Annotated in this window: 12 protein-coding genes; 9 read left to right on the forward strand and 3 right to left on the reverse strand. The window is 63.9% G+C overall.

Annotation, left to right across the window (positions count from 1 at the left end; genetic code table 11):
• Window positions 1-28: 28 nt before the first annotated feature.
• The 6 genes from N539_RS0107985 (at window position 29) to N539_RS0108015 (ending at window position 10,919) form a co-directional block, all read left to right on the forward strand.
• Window positions 29-310, forward strand: a complete 282-nt coding sequence (locus N539_RS0107985; RefSeq protein ID WP_028969852.1) for an ETC complex I subunit — start codon at window positions 29-31, stop codon at window positions 308-310.
• A gap of 103 nt (window positions 311-413) precedes the next feature.
• Window positions 414-1,487: a non-hydrolyzing UDP-N-acetylglucosamine 2-epimerase gene (gene wecB / locus N539_RS16065; protein WP_231462971.1), complete on the forward strand. Its 1,074-nt coding sequence runs from the start codon at window positions 414-416 to the stop codon at window positions 1,485-1,487.
• Window positions 1,488-1,687: 200 nt separating this feature from the next.
• Window positions 1,688-7,072 (forward strand): HAMP domain-containing protein, encoded by a 5,385-nt coding sequence (locus N539_RS16070; protein ID WP_197018375.1) that lies wholly within the window; start codon window positions 1,688-1,690, stop codon window positions 7,070-7,072.
• A 2-nt stretch (window positions 7,073-7,074) separates the two neighbouring features.
• A complete protein-coding gene (locus tag N539_RS16075) occupies window positions 7,075-9,147 on the forward strand; it encodes a response regulator (RefSeq protein ID WP_081774267.1) in 2,073 nt (690 codons plus the stop codon).
• Between the two features lie 100 nt (window positions 9,148-9,247).
• Complete coding sequence (locus N539_RS18460) at window positions 9,248-9,424, forward strand: hypothetical protein (RefSeq protein ID WP_156029832.1); 177 nt, start codon at window positions 9,248-9,250, stop codon at window positions 9,422-9,424.
• Between the two features lie 394 nt (window positions 9,425-9,818).
• Window positions 9,819-10,919, forward strand: a complete 1,101-nt coding sequence (locus tag N539_RS0108015) for a tyrosine-type recombinase/integrase (protein ID WP_197018376.1) — start codon at window positions 9,819-9,821, stop codon at window positions 10,917-10,919.
• A gap of 314 nt (window positions 10,920-11,233) precedes the next feature.
• Here N539_RS0108015 and N539_RS0108020 read toward each other — a convergent pair whose 3' ends face one another.
• On the reverse strand, window positions 11,234-11,485 hold the full coding sequence (locus N539_RS0108020; RefSeq protein WP_028969855.1) for a CopG family ribbon-helix-helix protein: 252 nt from the start codon (window positions 11,483-11,485) through the stop codon (window positions 11,234-11,236).
• A gap of 342 nt (window positions 11,486-11,827) precedes the next feature.
• On the opposite strand from N539_RS0108020, the gene N539_RS0108025 reads away from it, so the two are divergent.
• Window positions 11,828-12,352, forward strand: a complete 525-nt coding sequence (locus N539_RS0108025; RefSeq protein ID WP_028969856.1) for a PilZ domain-containing protein — start codon at window positions 11,828-11,830, stop codon at window positions 12,350-12,352.
• Window positions 12,353-12,554: 202 nt separating this feature from the next.
• Complete coding sequence (locus tag N539_RS16080) at window positions 12,555-14,081, forward strand: putative bifunctional diguanylate cyclase/phosphodiesterase (protein ID WP_051531630.1); 1,527 nt, start codon at window positions 12,555-12,557, stop codon at window positions 14,079-14,081.
• 509 nt (window positions 14,082-14,590) lie between these two features.
• Here the strand turns inward: N539_RS16080 and N539_RS0108040 are convergent.
• Window positions 14,591-15,016: a JAB domain-containing protein gene (locus tag N539_RS0108040; RefSeq protein ID WP_197018378.1), complete on the reverse strand. Its 426-nt coding sequence runs from the start codon at window positions 15,014-15,016 to the stop codon at window positions 14,591-14,593.
• 208 nt (window positions 15,017-15,224) lie between these two features.
• Between N539_RS0108040 and N539_RS16085 the strand changes: the two genes are divergently transcribed.
• A complete protein-coding gene (locus N539_RS16085) occupies window positions 15,225-17,180 on the forward strand; it encodes a polysaccharide biosynthesis protein (RefSeq protein WP_081774262.1) in 1,956 nt (651 codons plus the stop codon).
• Here N539_RS16085 and N539_RS18465 read toward each other — a convergent pair.
• Window positions 17,145-17,378, reverse strand: coding sequence for an NAD-dependent epimerase/dehydratase family protein (locus N539_RS18465; RefSeq protein WP_156029833.1), 234 nt, complete (start codon window positions 17,376-17,378; stop codon window positions 17,145-17,147). The genes N539_RS16085 and N539_RS18465 overlap by 36 nt on opposite strands.
• Between the last annotated feature and the right edge of the window lie 102 nt (window positions 17,379-17,480).

A 17,480-nucleotide genomic window follows, 5' to 3' on the forward strand; every position in this document is an offset into this window, starting at 1 on the left:
GCGGCGGGGAACTTGTCACTCGGCGTCGATGACCGTTGCCCGCATCTCCGAGCTCGATCGCAAGACCACGCAATCGGGCAACGCCAATGCCAACGGCTGGCAGCTCGAGTTCGAGCGGCAGCAGGCGCAACATGCCGACCCGCTGACCGGGTGGAACGGCTCGGGCGACACGAGGACGCAGGTCCGTATGAACTTCCCGGCCAAGGAAGCGGCGATCGCCTATTGCGAGCGCCACGGTCTGTCTTATCACGTCGTGCCCGCGCCGCCCGTGCGGCTCAAAATCCAGGCCTACGCCGACAATTTTCGTTGAGCTTGAGCCATAGTGGAGGCAAGTTCCCCCGGCCGAGCTAGGGGGATGGCTGCGTTTCGGAGAAGTCGGGCTGGTCATCGGGACTAGGCCTGAAGCGATCAAGCTGGCTCCTGTCGCCCGCGCCCTCGCCGACCGCGGGATCGCGCCGTCGCTGCTCGTCACCGGCCAGCACCCCGGCCTCGACCTCGACGAATACCGCCTTGGGCATTTCCCGGCGCGGCGGTTCGAGCTTCCCGGGGAGGAAGACCCCCATGCGCACGTTGCCCGGGTGACCGCGGCCATCGCGCCGCTGCTTGACGGCGGTCCAACTTTGCTCGTCGTGCAGGGCGATACTTCGAGCGCGCTTGGAGCGGCCCTCGCCGGTTTCACCGCCGGCGTTCTGGTGGCGCATGTCGAAGCTGGTCTGCGCACGGGCGACCCCGCGCTGCCGTGGCCCGAGGAGGAATATCGGACGGCGATCGACGCCGGTGCAGAGCTGCTGTTCGCCCCGACCGAAACGGCGGCGGCAAATCTCCGAGCGGAACAGGTTCAAGGTGCGATCCACGTCACCGGCAACACCGGCGTCGACGCCTTGCTCGAGATCGAATCGGCACTTCCTCCGCCGAGTTCCCGTGCTGGGCGCGCGAAAACGATCCTCGTCACCTGTCATCGCCGCGAGAGCTGGAGCGACGGTCTGGCGTCCATCGCCGCCGCGCTGGCCGATCTCGGCGCAATCACGGACGTCAGGATCAACTTTGTCCTCCACCCCAATCCGCACATCCGGAAGCGGATGGCCGAGCTTCTCGACGGGCAGCGCCACGTCACGTTGATCGAGCCGTGCAGTCATCCGGAGCTGATTGCGCGGATGCGCGCCGCCGCCCTCATATTGAGCGACTCCGGCGGCATCCAGGAGGAAGCGCCGGCGCTCGGCGTTCCGCTTCTGGTGCTGCGCGAGAAGACCGAGCGCCCCGAAGGCGTCGCGTGCGGCAATGCGCGGCTCGTCGGCACGTCGGCCGAAGCCATCGCAGCCGCTGCTTGCCGCATCCTCGCCGATCCTGCCGAGCACGCGCGGATGGCCCGGCGCGCCTTGCCGTACGGGGACGGCCGCGCCGCACCGCGGATCGCGGCGGTCATCGACGACTGGTTCTCGCTGTCCCGCTCTGGCGCAAAGAATTTGCGTTTACGGAACTCAACTTAAGTTCCGGAATTTTACTCTTTAGCCGCTGGTTCGGCCGCCGCGCGTTTGGGGCGCGGCGTGGGATTGGGGGGACGGCCTGCTTCACTTGCGTAAATTCAGGCATCCGCAAGGCAATTCCCCTGATAGACTAGGGACTTGCAACCGGGGGGCTGCGCGTGTTCAACCACGGGCGGGGGGAGTGTAGCCACCGGAGTAGCCAAGTGAACATCCAGGCCCCGCGCGACTTCATCGATCGCCGTCAGCTCGTCAGCGCTCTTCGTGCGCTCCGCCGAGGCGATTTCAGCGTCCGCCTTCCCGAAGACGTCGACGGCGTCGACGGCGAGATCGCGTCATTGTTCAACGAAGTCGTCGGCATGAACGATGCCATCACCCAGGAATTCGAGCGTCTGTCCCGCGTCGTCGGGAAGGAAGGCAAGATTACGCAGCGCGCTCGTGTCCGCGGCGCGCGCTGCGGCTGGGACACCAAGCTCCGCGCCGTCAACGAGCTGATCGACGACATGGTCCAGCCGACGACCGAAGTGTCACGGGTCATCGGCGCCGTCGCCAAGGGCGACCTCTCCCAAAGCATGATCGTCGAGATCGACGGCCGGCCGCTGCGCGGCGAGTTCCTGCGCATCGGCAAGGTCGTGAACACCATGGTCGAGCAATTGGGCTCGTTCGCCTCCGAAGTGACGCGCGTGGCCCGCGAGGTCGGCACCGAAGGCAAGCTCGGCGGCCAGGCCAAGGTCAAGGGCGTCGCCGGCACCTGGAAGGACCTCACCGACAACGTCAATGCGATGGCCACCAACCTCACCGGCCAGGTCCGCAATATCGCCGAGGTTACCACCGCGGTCGCCCGCGGCGATCTGTCCAAGAAGATCACCGTCGACGTGAAGGGCGAGATCCTCGAGCTGAAGGACACCATCAACACGATGGTCGATCAGCTCAACGGGTTCGCCTCCGAAGTGACCCGCGTCGCGCGCGAGGTCGGCACCGAAGGCAAGCTCGGCGGCCAGGCGCAAGTGCCGGGAGTCGCCGGGACCTGGGCCGACTTGACCGACAACGTGAACCAGCTCGCCAACAACCTCACCGGCCAGGTCCGCAACATCGCCGAGGTCACCACCGCGATCGCGAAGGGCGACCTGTCGAAAAAGATCACCGTCGACGTGAAGGGCGAGATCCTCGAGCTCAAGAACACCATCAACACGATGGTCGACCAGCTCAACGGCTTCGCCTCCGAAGTCACCCGCGTCGCCCGTGAAGTCGGCACCGAGGGCAAGCTCGGCGGGCAAGCGCAGGTGCCGGGCGTCGCGGGGACCTGGGCCGACTTGACCGACAACGTGAACCAGCTCGCCAACAACCTCACGGGCCAGGTGCGCAACATCGCGGAAGTGACGACCGCGATCGCGCGCGGCGACCTGTCCAAGAAGATCACCGTCGACGTGAAGGGCGAGATCCTCGAATTGAAGGACACCATCAATACGATGGTCGATCAGCTCAATTCGTTCGCTTCGGAAGTGACCCGCGTGGCGCGCGAAGTCGGCTCCGAAGGGAAGCTCGGCGGTCAGGCGCAGGTCGAGGGCGTCGCCGGCACCTGGGCCGATCTCACCGACAACGTGAACCTGATGGCCGCGAACTTGACCGGCCAGGTGCGCAACATCGCGGAAGTCACGACGGCGGTCGCCAAGGGCGACCTGTCGAAGAAGATCACCGTCGACGTGAAGGGCGAAATCCTCGCTCTGAAAAACACCATCAACACCATGGTCGACCAATTGAACGGCTTCGCTTCGGAGGTGACGCGCGTCGCCCGCGAGGTCGGCACCGAAGGCAAGCTCGGCGGTCAGGCGCGCGTCGAAGGCGTCGCCGGCACCTGGGCCGATTTGACCGACAATGTGAACCTGATGGCCGGCAATTTGACCGGTCAGGTGCGCAACATCGCCGAGGTGACGACGGCCGTGGCGCGCGGCGACTTGTCCAAAAAGATCACGGTCGACGTGAAGGGCGAGATCCTCGAGCTCAAGAACACCATCAACGTCATGGTCGATCAGCTGAACGGCTTCGCGTCGGAGGTGACCCGCGTCGCCCGCGAGGTCGGTACTGAAGGCCGTCTCGGCGGCCAGGCGCAGGTGCCCGGAGTCGGCGGCACGTGGAAGGACCTCACGGACAACGTGAACGCGATGGCGGCCAACCTCACCGGCCAGGTCCGCAACATCGCCGAAGTCACGACCGCAGTGGCGCTCGGAGATCTATCGAAGAAGATCACGGTCGACGTGAAGGGCGAAATCCTCGAGCTCAAGAACACCATCAACACGATGGTCGATCAGCTCAACGGCTTCGCCTCCGAGGTCACCCGCGTCGCGCGTGAAGTCGGCACCGAAGGAAAGCTCGGCGGCCAGGCGCAGGTGCGCGGCGTCGCGGGCACGTGGAAAGACCTCACCGACAACGTCAATTTGATGGCCGCGAACCTGACTGGCCAGGTCCGCAACATCGCCGACGTGACTACGGCCGTGGCGCGCGGCGACCTTTCCAAGAAGATCACCGTCGATGTGAAGGGCGAGATCCTCGCTCTGAAAAACACCATCAATACGATGGTCGATCAGCTGAACGCCTTTGCCTCCGAAGTGACGCGCGTGGCGCGCGAAGTCGGGACCGAAGGAAAGCTCGGCGGCCAGGCGCAGGTGCCGGGCGTCGGCGGCACGTGGAAGGACCTGACCGACAACGTCAATTTGATGGCGACCAACCTCACCAACCAGGTCCGCGGCATCGCCGAGGTCGTCACCGCGGTCGCGCAGGGCAATTTGAAGCGGAAGCTCAGCGTCGGCGCCAAGGGCGAGATCGCGGCGCTCGCTGACACCATCAACTTCATGATCGAGACGCTGTCGACCTTCGGCGACCAGGTGACGAACATGGCGCGCGAGGTCGGCATCGAAGGCAAGCTCGGCGGCCAAGCGCGCGTTCCCGGCGCTGCCGGTCTGTGGCGCGACCTCACCGATAACGTCAACCAGCTAGCAGCGAACCTTACCAATCAGGTTCGTTCGATCGCCGAAGTGGCGATTGCCGTGACCAAGGGCGACCTCACGCGGTCGATCGCGGTTGAGGCGTCGGGCGAGATCGCCGCCCTGAAAGATACCATCAACGAGATGATCTCGAACCTGAAGGAGCAGACGCTCAAGAATGCCGAGCAGGATTGGCTCAAGACCAACCTCGCGCGCTTCAGCCGCATGCTTCAGGGCGAGCGCGACCTCGCCACCGTCTCCAACCTCATCATGTCCGAGCTCGCGCCATTGGTGAACGCGCAATATGGCGTATTCTACGTCACCAATCGCGAGGAAGAGGAAACCAAGCTCGAGCTGGTCGCCAGCTACGGCGCCGAAAGCCCCGATCAGCTGAAGCAGGAATTCGCCCTGCGCGAGGGGCTGATCGGCCAGGCCGCGGCCGACCGCCGGCCGATCCTCTTGAAAGACGCGCCGCCCGACTTCATCCGCATCGGCTCAGGCCTCGGCCACGCCAAGGCGGCGAACGTGAACATCCTGCCGGCGCTGTTCGAGGACGAAGTCAAAGCCGTGATCGAGCTCGCCTCGTTCAACGAGTTCAACGAGACCCACCAGAGCTTCCTCGACCAGTTGATGGAATCGGTCGGCATCGTCTTGAACACGATCGCGGCGACGATGCGAACCGAGGGATTGCTCAAGCAGTCTCAGCTGCTGACGCAGGAGCTGCAAGCGCGGCAGACCGAACTCACTCGCAAGCAGCAGGAGCTGCATGCGACCAACGAGGAACTTCAGGAAAAGGCGCAGCTGCTCGAGAACGAGAAGCGCCAGGTCGAGGCCAAGAACCTCGAAATCGAAATGGCCCGCCGGGCGCTCGAGGAGAAAGCCGAGCAGCTCGCTCTGACCTCGAAGTATAAGTCCGAATTCCTTGCCAACATGAGCCACGAACTGCGCACCCCGCTCAACTCGCTGCTCATCCTGTCGAAGCTTCTGGCCGACAATGCCCAGGGCAATTTGAGCACCAAGCAGATCGAATTCGCTCGGACGATCAACTCGGCCGGCTCGGACCTGCTGAGCCTCATCAACGACATCCTCGACCTGTCGAAGATCGAATCCGGAACGGTGACGATCGAAGTCGGCGAGATGCCGATGGCGCATCTGAAGCAGCACATGGAGCGGACCTTCCGCCAGCTCGCCACGGACAAGCGCCTCGCCTTCAATGTCGAGTTCGACGGCAAGCTGCCGCAGACCATCCGCACCGACGAGAAGCGGCTTCAGCAGATTGTCCTCAACCTCCTCTCCAACGCATTCAAGTTCACCTCGAAAGGCAGCGTCACGCTCGGCGTCAGCTGCGCGACGAGCGGATGGAGCAAGAGCCACCCGGTGCTCCGCAACGCCGATCGCGCGATCGAGATTTCGGTCACCGACACCGGGATCGGCATTCCCGAGGACAAGCAGCGATTGATCTTCGAGCCATTCCTGCAGGCCGACGGCACCACCAGCCGCAAATATGGCGGCACCGGCCTCGGGCTCTCCATCAGCCGCGAGATTGCGCGGCTTCTCGGCGGTGAGCTGAAGGTGCGCTCGACGCCCGGTGAAGGCTCAACCTTCACTTTGTTCGTTCCGCTCGAAGCCGAATCCACCGCCGCGATCGGGCCCAGCGAAACCGCCGCGCGTTACGACAACAGCGGAGCGGTGGTGCCGACCGCGCTGCCGACCGGGTTCGAGGTCAACGACGATCGCGACGACCTCAGCAAGAGTCCGTTCGTGCTGATCGTCGAGGACGACCCGACCTTCGCTGCGATCCTGCTTGACGCCGCCCACGAGGCCGGACTGAAGGGCGTCGTTTCGACCGCCGGCGCCGGGACCCTGGGCATGGCGCGCAAGCTCCAGCCGAGTGCGATCACGCTCGATCTCGGACTCACCGACATCGAAGGGCTCGTCTTGCTCGATCTCTTGAAGCATGACCCGCAGACCAGCCACATGCCGATCCACGTCATCTCCGGAACCGAGCGGGCCCACGCGGCGGAGGGCCTCGGCGCCTTCGGGGTAACCGACAAGCCGGCCGAGCGCGCCGACCTGGTCCGGGTCTTCACGGCGCTGCGCGACGAGGCGAAAACCCAAAAGCCGCGCCGGCGGAAGCCGAAGGGCGACGGGGCGCCGCCGGCCATTCGCCCGGTGCCGGAGCTGGCCGGCGCCAAGGTGCTGATCGTCGATGACGACATCCGCAATATCTTCTCGCTGACCAGCGTGCTCGAGAGCCACGACGTCGAGGTTCTCCACGCCGAGCGCGGCAAGGACGGTGTCCTGATCCTCGAGCAAACGCCCGACGTCGATCTCGCGCTGATCGACATCATGATGCCCGACATGGACGGCTATGAAACCATGCGCGAGATCCGCAAGCGCTCGGAGCTTGCCGAGCTGCCGTTGATCGCGGTGACGGCCAAGGCGATGAAAGGCGACCGCCAGAAATGCCTCGATGCCGGTGCTTCGGATTATATCGCCAAGCCCGTCGACATCGAGCTTCTGCTGGCGCTGGTCCGGGTGTGGGTCGCGCGCTCGCGAGAGGCGGCCGCCGCGGCGGCTCGACCGGTGCCTCTGGAGGCGGCGGAATAGCCATGAACCGGCCCGTCGGGGAAATTCCGGTGGTTCCCGTGCCGGAGCAGCACTTGGAGCCTGCACCCGAGGTCGCGCAGCAGCCGCGCGTTCTCCTGGTCGACGACGATGAGCGCAACCTTCTCGCCGTCGCCAATGTCCTCGAGGATCTCGGCGAGGTGGTGCTCGCGCGCTCCGGCGAGGAGGCGCTCCGCCACCTCCTCAAAGGCGAGTTCGCGGTCATCCTGCTCGACGTCTACATGCCTGGCATGGACGGTTACGAGACCGCTCAGATCATCCGCAGCCGCGACCAGAGCAAGGGCATCCCGATCGTTTTCCTGTCGGCGGTCAACAAGGAAGCAGAGCACCTCCTGCGCGGCTATGCGATGGGCGCCGTCGACTATGTGTTCAAGCCGGTCGATCCCATCGTCCTTCGCTCCAAGGTCACCGTGTTCGTCGAGCTGTTCGCCAAGACCAAGGAGATCGAGCGCAAGGCCCGCGCCGAGCAGGCCCTGCTCGACGCCAACCTTCGCGCCAATGCCGAGCGGCTGCGCGCCGAACAGGAACTGCGCCGCGCCGAGCAGCGGGAAGCGGCAATCATCCAGTCACTCCCGATGGTGCTTTACCTGGAGCCGTTCGACGCCGAGCAACGGTGGCCGACCTACGTCAGCGGCAACCTCGAAGCGATCACCGGCTTCACTCATGACGATATCCGCAAAACGCCCCAGATCTGGGCCGAACGGCTGCATCCCGACGACCGCGAACGAGTGCTGGTAACAATCGAGAAGCGGCGCACGACCGGGCGGTCCGCGGTCGAATATCGCTGGCAGTGCCGCGACGGCAGCTTCCGCCATTTCCTCGACCAGGCCGTGCTCCTCAAGGACATCGACGGGAATCCGACGGAGTTCGCCGGAACGCTGACCGACGTCACTGATCAGCGCTCTCTGGAGAGCCAGCTGATCCAGGCTCAGAAGATGGACGCGATCGGCAAGCTTACCGGCGGCATCGCGCACGATTTCAACAACCTTCTCGCCGCGGTCATCGGTGGCTTGGGCTTGCTCGAGAGACGGACGAGTCTGGAGGAGGACCAGCAGAAGATTCTCAGCATGACCAAACGCGCGGCCGAGCAAGGCAGCGAGTTGGTCCGCCGCCTCCTCGCCTTCGCCCGCCGCCAGAAGCTGGAACCCCATGCGGTCGAGATCGAAAGCCTGCGCGACGCCGTGTCCGACCTCCTGACCCACACACTCGGCGGCCTCGTCAACCTTGAATGGCGCGCTCCGAAGGCGCCGTGGAACGCCTTCGCCGACCAGGCTCAGCTCGAGCTCGCGATGGTCAATTTGATCATCAACGCGCGCGACGCCATGCCGGCCGGCGGCACGGTCACCGTCAGCATCGAAAATCGCAGTGGCGCTCCGGCCCTCGACGACGGCGACTATGTACTGATCGCCATCTCCGACTCGGGGACCGGCATTTCCTCGGACGACCTCGAGCGGGTCATGGACCCCTTCTTCACCACCAAGGAAGTGGGCAAGGGCAGCGGCCTCGGGCTCAGCATGGTCTACGGCTTCGCTCAGCAGTCGAACGGGCTGTTCCGCCTCGACAGCGAGCTTGGCAAAGGCACGCGCGCGGAGCTGTGGCTGCCGCGCGCACCGCTCGACAGCGCGCCCGCGGCGCGGCCTCCGGCCGATGAGGTCCGGCGGAGCGCGGAGCGGCCGCTGAAGATCCTGCTGGTCGACGATCACGAGGAGGTTCGCACCACCACCGGGGCGATGCTGGAGGAGCTCGGTCACGAGGTCGTCTGCGCCGCGAACGGCAAAGCCGCCCTGGAATCATTGCGCACCGAGCGATGCGACTACGACCTGATGATCAGCGATTATGCCATGCCGCATTTGTCGGGCACCGAATTCCTGCGCGAGGCGCGCCAGCTGTGCCCCGGCGTCCCCGCCCTGATCATCACCGGCTATGCCGAAACCGACGCGATCAGCGACCGGCCCGAGGGAGTCGAAATCCTGCTCAAGCCGTTTACGCCCAAGGGTCTCGAAGCTGCCGTCGCGCGCGTCAGCGCCGCCCCCGCCGAGAGCCAACGCGCCGGCTAAGGAAAGTCACCAACCGCCGCGTCGCTGCGACGAACCGCGAAACTGCTTGCGGTCTTAAGGGTTGTGAGCGCGGGGACCCTCCGACCATCCGGGACAACAAGTGTCTGGCGAACGCGACTCGCGCACCGACATCTTCGAAGACGAAAGCCTGCGCCTGAAGGACGCGCTCAAATCGTGCCGCAAAGTGGTCGCGAACTACCGCGTGATGCTTTCGGGCGAGGAAAGCGAGGAGAATCCCGGCGACCCAGACGGCGAGGACGAGAAGCGGACCGACTAAGGCAGTCCGCCGAATTGGTGACCCCTACGGGACTCGAACCCGTGTTTTCGCCGTGAGAGATGTACCGATTTGGTTGTTTTATACAACCGTGGACACCCGTGGATCATTGAACTTATTGATCTTCTCTGGTACATTTCCTGAACCATCCGCGCGCGTCTGAGACCGTATATTTGGGACGCATTGGGGATGTTTTCGGAGATCTCCAATGGCCAGGACTGTCGACGACATTAGGCTACAGGACCGCGCCGCCCGAGCGCGACTGAAGCCGCGGCATCATCCGTACTGGCGATCGATCTCCGATGGGCGGCATCTCGGCTATTATCGGGGCAAGCGAGGGGGCTCCTGGGTTGGGCGGTGCCGGGCATCCGACGCGCGCGATTACGTAACGCGGCCGTTGGGCACGGCCGACGACCTGGTGGATGCTGACGGCGAAGCCGTTCTCGACTGGAAACAAGCTCTCGAGGCTGCGCTCGATTGGTTTAAGAAAGTGGAGAAGCCCGGGTATCTCAATGCGGCGGAGCTCACGGTTCAGACTGCAGTCGATGAATACTCTTCGATGCGGGATGCGCGTGACAGCGCACGTGCCGGAAGGCCGGTCCGATCCGACGGACGATCGCGCCTTACGCGATATGTAAAGGTTGACGAAAAGCTCGCTGGCACTTGCCTATGCGACCTTACGGAGTCGGATCTCAAAGCTTGGCAGGACCGAATCCAAGGGCTGAAGATCCTGACTCGGCAGAGGCTGGCCAACGACCTCAAGGCCGCGCTGAACTATTGCCATCAGAACCATCGACGATCTCTGCCGTCCGACTTTCCGATGACAGTGAAGTACGGCCTCAAGCCAGAGGAGCGCTATTGGGAGCATGGCGAAACGAGAGCGCGCGACAACCAGATCCTCGAGGACCAACAGGTCCGCAAAATCATTCGTCTGGCCAGGGAACTGGACGAGGACGGCGATTTTGCTCTGGTCGTCATTCTGCTGGCCGCCACCGGCGCGCGTTTCTCGCAACTGCGACGGATGACCGTGGGAGACGTTCAGCTCGATCACTCCCGGCTTTTGGTGCCGACGTCGTTCAAGGGGAAGGGCAGGTCCCCCGATCTGATCAAGGTTCCGGTAGGCGAGGACGTCCTGGGAACGCTGCGGCCGGCCATCGTCGGGCGGAAAGCAAGTGAGCCGCTGCTTCAGAGATGGCGGTACAAGCAGGTGAACGCCATCAAGTGGGTGAGAAATAGTCGTGGACCTTGGAAGACAGCGTCGGAAATGACGCGGGATTGGCGCTGCGTCGTCGCGGCTGCCGGCCTCGAGGGCGTCATCCCTTACGCCCTGCGCCACTCATCGATCGTGCGCGGTATTCGGGCGAACCTTCCAATCAGGCTTGTTGCGGCGGTTCACGATACCTCGGTGACGATGATCGAGCGGCATTATTCGCGCTGGATCACCGAAGGCCTTGAAGAGATGGCTGCCCGAGCGATCGTCCCCCTGCTCGCCGCTTGATTCAAGGCCGGTTCCGCTGGTCTGGACGGCGAGGTTCGTCCGGCCTTGCGGCGCACCTGCCTTTGGATAAACCGACGAAGACTCTCGACGAGGATCAGCGTCGAGCTTCCGACCACGAGGCAACCAGCTGAAAAACCCAACGCGGCGGGCTAGTCAGGCAACAGGATGCGAAGCTTTTCGAACCGCGATCACGGGCATTTCGAATGTCGGAATCTCGGGTTCTCCGGCCAAGATCGAACGGACCTAAGCGGCTGATGTCCGCAATGGGTGGAAGGCGTACGTTAGGCCCCTCTCTCGGCGACGGATGGGGTACTTTAGCCTCTTGCTCGTTTCCGCTGCTCCATCATAGCTAGCACTTCTTCATGAGGAATCGTCGACCCCTGGTCGACGGACTTAAGCGCTTCAAGCGTTAGCTCGTATCGTCTTTGCTCCTCCGCCAGCCATTCGGTCAGCGCCTGGCGCACAATCCAGCTCTTGCTCCGGTCGATTCGAAGCGCGATTTCGTCCAATCTCGAAACGAGTTTGGCCGGGAGATTCGCAGTGACTACACGATCGCGCGAATCCATCTCATTCCCCTTTTTTGGAGAGTCATCGTTAGCGGAGACGGTGCAGCACGTGCAAATGTCTGAAATCCGTCGGATTGCGGATAGCTTCGGGCGCGCGAGATCCTCAGGAGACCGGGCCCGAACGGAAGTGCTGATCGTATCGCCCTGCGCGCTCGAGCGCTGACCCTAAGCTGCCCCCGGGCCGTCCTTTGTTGGAGAACACGACCCGGCAACGAGCAAAAGCTAATTGCAAAATCGCGGCGAATTCCCGGGCTTTCGGTCACGGGTCGTTAACCATGGCGGGATAGGTTCGACCGGCGTCCGAAGGGGGGCGAACCCGTGCCGAGTGGTACCCAGCGAGCGATGAAAGAGCGCGTCGAGCCGCGAACGAACCTGTTCGTGCTCGCCACGCTTAGGTCGGCTTCGGGCGTTGCTCCAGTCAAGGTCCGCGACGTTTCGAGCACCGGCATGCTGCTCGAAGGCGCCGCCATTCCTTGCGTTGGCACGGAAGTTCAGATTGAACGCGCCTCGTCCGTCGCCAGCGGCTGCATCGTATGGACTGCGGGGGGACGAGCCGGTGTCAAATTCAATTCGAGCGCGGATGTCCAAGACTGGCTTCCAAATAGGTCCAATGGCCAGACGCGGGTCGATGCCATGGTCAAGACGATCCGGTCTGGAATGGCGCCGGCCCTGGCCCCACGCTCGGTCACTCCTGGTCCGACGCTGGAATGCGACCTTGCAGGACTCGCCGACGAGGTGGAGTTGGTTAGCGCTTCGCTCGCGAACGATCCGCGGGTCCTCAGCCACAGGCACGAGGAGCTCCAAAGACTCGACATCGTTGTGCAGCGCCTTCGGTTGATAGCGGAATCCTCACCAAAACGGATCTAAATTCAACCACTTTGAAGCCTGCCATCAGCCAAGATGCGCAGATGCTGACCTGCGCCCTCGCCATCCTTGCGGCCGCCGCCCGCCGAAGTCCCCCGCGAGTGCCGGGCCGCGCCGAACGACCGAGCTCGCGCGCGCGGCGGTTTCAGCGGCGTGGGCAAGACGGCAAGCGGCTTGTTAACCGAACCTCGTTAGCTGCCGCCCGATGAGCAACTCGAAAAGCCTGCTTGCGCTGATGGTTTCAGCTGCAGTCGCGCTGATCGTCGTGAGCAACTTTTGCATCATCTACATGCTCCACCGCTCGGCCAGCACCGCGGCGGAGCTCGCCGGATCGATCTGGCCGATCGCCCTTCCGACCACCGTCGCCATCGTCCTCGTCATGTCGATATTGCACCAGAGCCTAGTCGACGTGCTGTCGCGCCTCGAGCGGAAGGAGCGGGAAGCGAGCCAGCTTGCCCGGCACGATCCGCTGACCGGCCTCGCCAACAAGCGCCTGCTCGACGAGCGGATCGAGGCGGCGATCGGTTCGAAAAGCAGAAGCAGCGACGGCTTTGCCGTGTTGATGATCGACCTTGACCATTTCAAGCGAGTCAACGATCTCCTCGGGCACCAAAAAGGCGACGAGGTCCTGAAAGTCGCAGCTTCGAGGCTCGAGAGCCTGGTTCGCGCAGGCGATACGGTCGCGCGCTTCGGCGGCGACGAGTTCCTGATCCTGGCGCGGATATCGAAACCCCAGGAAGTCCCCAGATTATGCAACCGGATCGTCGCCGAGATGCAACGCCCTTATACGATCGGCGACAGAGAAGCGTCCCTGCCCGCAAGCATCGGCGCGGTTTCCGCGGCCAATGGCTTCGCCAGAGCCGAGGAATATGTGCGCGCGGCCGATGTAGCCCTTTACGCGGCCAAGGCCGATGGGCGGAATTGTTTCCGCATGTTCACCGACGATCTCGACGCAAGCATCAAACGGCGGAGCACCCTCGAGCTCGATCTCGGGCACTGCCTCGCGACGGGGGACCGCATCTGCATCCACTATCAGCCGCAGATCGACGTCACCGGGTCGGTCGTCGGCGTCGAATGCCTGTTCCGCTGGACCCACCCGGAATTTGGCGCAATTCCGGCCATTGAAGCGATCAATGTTGCCGAGGAAACACGCCAGATCGACGGGCTTGGCGATTTTGTGCTGAGGGAGGCGGCGCGCTTCGCAAAGGAGCATCCTCTGCTCTCGGTCGCGGTCAATGTGTCGCCGGCCCAATTCGGTTCGCGAAGCGGGCTGCTGCGACGCTTCCTCAAGATCCTCAAGGACGCCGGGGTCGACCCTCACCAGATCGAGCTTGAGGTTACCGAGCAACTGTTCATGCGCCAGAACGATCGCTGCGAGGAGCAGATCAGCGAGCTGCGGGAGGCCGGGTTCAGGCTTGCGCTCGACGATTTCGGGACAGGATATTCGTCGCTAAGCTATTTGCGCAGATTCAAGGTCGATCGCCTGAAGCTCGACCGCTCCTTCTCATGCGAAGGGCAAGCCGGCGATCGGATTGCAATTCTGAGGGCCGCGGTCACGCTCGCCCATGCAATCGGACTGGAAGTCGTCGCCGAAGGCATCGAGACTCTCGACCAGGAGGCGATTGCGCTCGAGGCGGGCTGCGATATCCTTCAGGGCAACCGCTATGCCGCGGCGATGGACCATGGAAGTTTCGAAAACTTCCTCGACGCGCGCAATCGCAAGGTCGCCTGACCCTCGTCACCCCAGTGCCGCTTCGCTTTCAAAGCGTCGCAACTGCGGCGGCCCATCGGGGTGCGATTCGCGCGCTCCCAAATATTCGGCGAACAGTTGTTTGCCGATCCCGCGTGGGACATTTTTCGAGCTCTTCGCGTCCACCTCGAAACGGCCACTTGACCCGATCCGAAAGGCCTCGACGCGGGCTCGGCGATTGTCCTATCGCGGCGGACGCGAGCAGCCGCTCCGCCAAGCGAGGCCAAACGCGACCAGATGAGCGATGACAAGACCCGACGCAGTCGCCAATCCGGACAGGCGCCGGGGCTTCGCCTCATCGACTGCAGGCCCGATCTCTACCAAATGCTTTCACGGGCGCCCTGTAATCCTGAGCCAAAATCGATGGGCCTGGGCCGCAATCCGCGGCTTATTCTACGGCTGGTCTGGGCTGCCTTCGGACTAGGCCTGCTTCTGTGTGCGGCGATCGCGCTCGCCCGATCCTAAGAACGTCGGATGCCGAATGATCCTCGCTAGGGGCTCCCGGTCTTTCGGAGAGCGGTCTTTGGCAAAGACAGGCCGCCGGCACTCGTGATGAGCTCGCCGCAAACCAGCAGATGATCGACCAAGCCGATGCCGGTTTCCTCAAGGGCGCGTTGAAGCGAGCTTGTCAGCTCGAGATCGGGGCGTCTTGGCACGGGGTCTGCCTCTCGCTCCTGAATGACGATCATGCCCTCGGCCTGCGCCTCGATTGCAAGGCGCACAGCGGCCCCGAGAGGGAAATTCTGGACGCCCTCGCCTGCCCTCGGCAAGCGATAGAGGTTGAGGAGATGCAGCTGCGCATCGACCAGAACCAAGAGAAAATCGGGACAGGGCACGCCGGCGAGCCTTGCCAAGGCGGCCGCGGACTTGCGCGAAGCGATCGGCTCGACGAGCGCGGCCGGAGAACGCGCGTTCAAAGCGTCCAAAAGCGATTTCGGAGCCATCCTGGCATGGCGCCCACCCCTGGCAGGTAGGCCCAGCGGACCACGCTCCTCGAAAACCTGCCTCACGCTGGGCCCCTTGGCCTCAAGCGCAGGCCATGACTAGAGGGGCGGAACTGATCCATTGCGCTAGAGTCGTAGCGCGCTGGGGCAAGGGCCCGCGGCGAAAGGAAGGCAAAGTCGAGTGAACGGGCTGTTGCAGGTCATTCGGCGCGCGGCCGAGCTGCCGCGGGGCGCAAGGGCCGCCCTCGTTGCCTTGATCGACGTCTTCGCCTGCATTGCGACCGCAATCCTCGCCTTCTGGCTACGCCTTGGCGAATGGTATCTTTTTGAGGACAATGTCTACACATTCCTGGCGATCGCCATTCCGTTGTGGCTGGCAATCGCTCTGCTCACACGCACCTATCGCTCCCTCGTCCGCTTCTCGGGCAAGGAGACGCTTCGCCAGCTCGCCCGGCGATGCCTGATCATGGCAGTTGGGCTTGGTGCGATCCTCGTCATCGCCCGGCCGGAGGGCATCCCGAGAACGCTCGCAGTCCTTCACCCACTGGTCTTTCTCCTGGCGCTTGCCGGCGCACGGCTTGGCTTAAGCTCGCTACTCCTCGAAGCGCTCGACGGCGCACCCGTTCGGCAGCGCCGCAAGCGGGTGCTCATTTATGGGGCAGGCTCGGCAGGCCAGCAGCTTGCACTTTCCGTCGAGCAGGACCGGCAGATCCGGGTCATTGGCTTTGTCGATGAAAACCCCGTGCTTTCCAACCGCTGGCTCGAGGGCAAGCCCATTTGGCACACCGACGATCTCGAGCGCGTGCTCACGATTGAGAATGTCGATGAAGTCTTCCTGGCCTTGTCGTCGGCGAGCCGGTCGCTTCGCCGCCGCATTGTCGAGCGGCTTCGCTCGCGCCGCCCGGACGTGCGGGTGCGAATGCTGCCGAGCATTTCCGAAATCGCCTTCGAGCGAGTCTCGGTCAACGACCTCCGCGATGTCCAGATCGAGGAGCTGCTCGGCCGCGATCCCGTCCACCCTGACCCGCAGCTGATGAGCCGCGACAGCGGCGGCAAGTGCGTGATGGTGACGGGGGCCGGCGGCTCGATCGGAAGCGAGCTTTGCCGGCAGATTCTCCGACAGGGCCCGACCCGGCTGGTGCTGGTCGAGCAGTCCGAGCATGCCCTTTATGTAATCGACTCCGAGCTCAACGAGCTCAAGCTGCGCGAAGGGATCAAGGCCGAGATTGTCCCCGAGCTTACCGACGTCGGGCAGCGGGCCGAGTGCAGACGGGCGATCCGGGCCTGGCGCCCCGACACCCTGTTTCATGCCGCCGCCTACAAGCATGTCCCGTTGCTTGAGGCCAACCCGCTGCCCGCGATCCGCAACAATGTACTTGGAACGCTCAATGCCTGCCTTGCCGCGGAGGAATCCGGAACGTCGACCTTCATCCTCGTCAGCACCGACAAGGCCGTCCGCCCTTCGAGCGTCATGGGCGCCTCGAAACGGATTTGCGAGTTGATCGTCCAGGCCCGCGCAGAGGCGCAGGTGGAAACGGTCTATAGCGGGGTCCGGTTCGGGAACGTCCTTGGCTCGAGCGGGTCGGTCGTTCCTCTGTTTCGCGAGCAGATCGAACGAGGCGGTCCGATCACCGTTACCCACCACGACGTCACCCGCTATTTCATGACGATCCCGGAAGCGGCCCAGCTGGTCATCCAGGCCGGCGCGATGGCGCAAGGCGGCGATATGTTCCTGCTGGACATGGGCGAGCCCCTCAAGGTTCGTGACCTCGCCCGCTCGATGGTCGAGCTCAGCGGTCTTTCGGTCCGCGATGACAGCAATCCCGACGGCGACATCGAGATCGTCGAAATCGGCCTCAGGCCCGGCGAGAAATTGCACGAAGAGCTGCTGCTCGAGGATACAGCGGAGCCGACGTCGCACCCGCGCATCGTTAGGGCCAAGGAGACGATGATTGCCTGGCCGCAGCTTCAATCGAAGCTCGAAGAGCTCGAAGCCGCGATCGCCGCCGGCGAGGGCAAGGCCGCGCTTCGCCTCGTCGCCTTGCTCGCGCCGCCCTATCAAGCCAATGGCGCCGACGCACAGCCCGCGCCAGCGCGCAAGTCAAAGCGGGGCAAGGCCGATAAGGTCCTCATCTAAGCGGTCGTGGCTAAGGAACTCGAAACTCGGCGCATCCCGAAGATGGGCGATGTTGCGCTTGGCGCCGGCGAACAATTTGTCGATGCACAGGACCTCATGGCCATCTCCCACCAGGCGATCGCAAAGGTGGGATCCAAGAAAGCCAGCACCGCGGGTGACCATCACCCGTTTACTGGGCGGATGCTTCAAACCCTGCATCGGCGAAAGACTCCAGGGCCGTTCGGCGAGCAGCTACGCGCAGCCGCGCCCGAAGGTCACATGGGTGGGAGGGCGACGTTGACAAGGCAAGCGGCCCGGCCA

Source organism: Sphingomonas sp. URHD0057, from assembly GCF_000620665.1.
Classification (GTDB): Bacteria; Pseudomonadota; Alphaproteobacteria; order Sphingomonadales; family Sphingomonadaceae; genus Sphingomicrobium.

Bases quoted from the DNA above. Each gene is read 5' to 3' on its own strand.
- N539_RS0107985 (WP_028969852.1), top strand. From the start codon at position 29: ATGACCGTTGCCCGCATCTCCGAGCTCGATCGCAAGACCACGCAATCG.
- N539_RS16075 (WP_081774267.1), top strand. From the start codon at position 7,075: ATGAACCGGCCCGTCGGGGAAATTCCGGTGGTTCCCGTGCCGGAGCAG.
- N539_RS0108020 (WP_028969855.1), bottom strand. From the start codon at position 11,485: ATGGATTCGCGCGATCGTGTAGTCACTGCGAATCTCCCGGCCAAACTC.
- N539_RS0108025 (WP_028969856.1), top strand. From the start codon at position 11,828: ATGAAAGAGCGCGTCGAGCCGCGAACGAACCTGTTCGTGCTCGCCACG.
- N539_RS16080 (WP_051531630.1), top strand. From the start codon at position 12,555: ATGAGCAACTCGAAAAGCCTGCTTGCGCTGATGGTTTCAGCTGCAGTC.
- N539_RS18465 (WP_156029833.1), bottom strand. From the start codon at position 17,378: ATGCAGGGTTTGAAGCATCCGCCCAGTAAACGGGTGATGGTCACCCGC.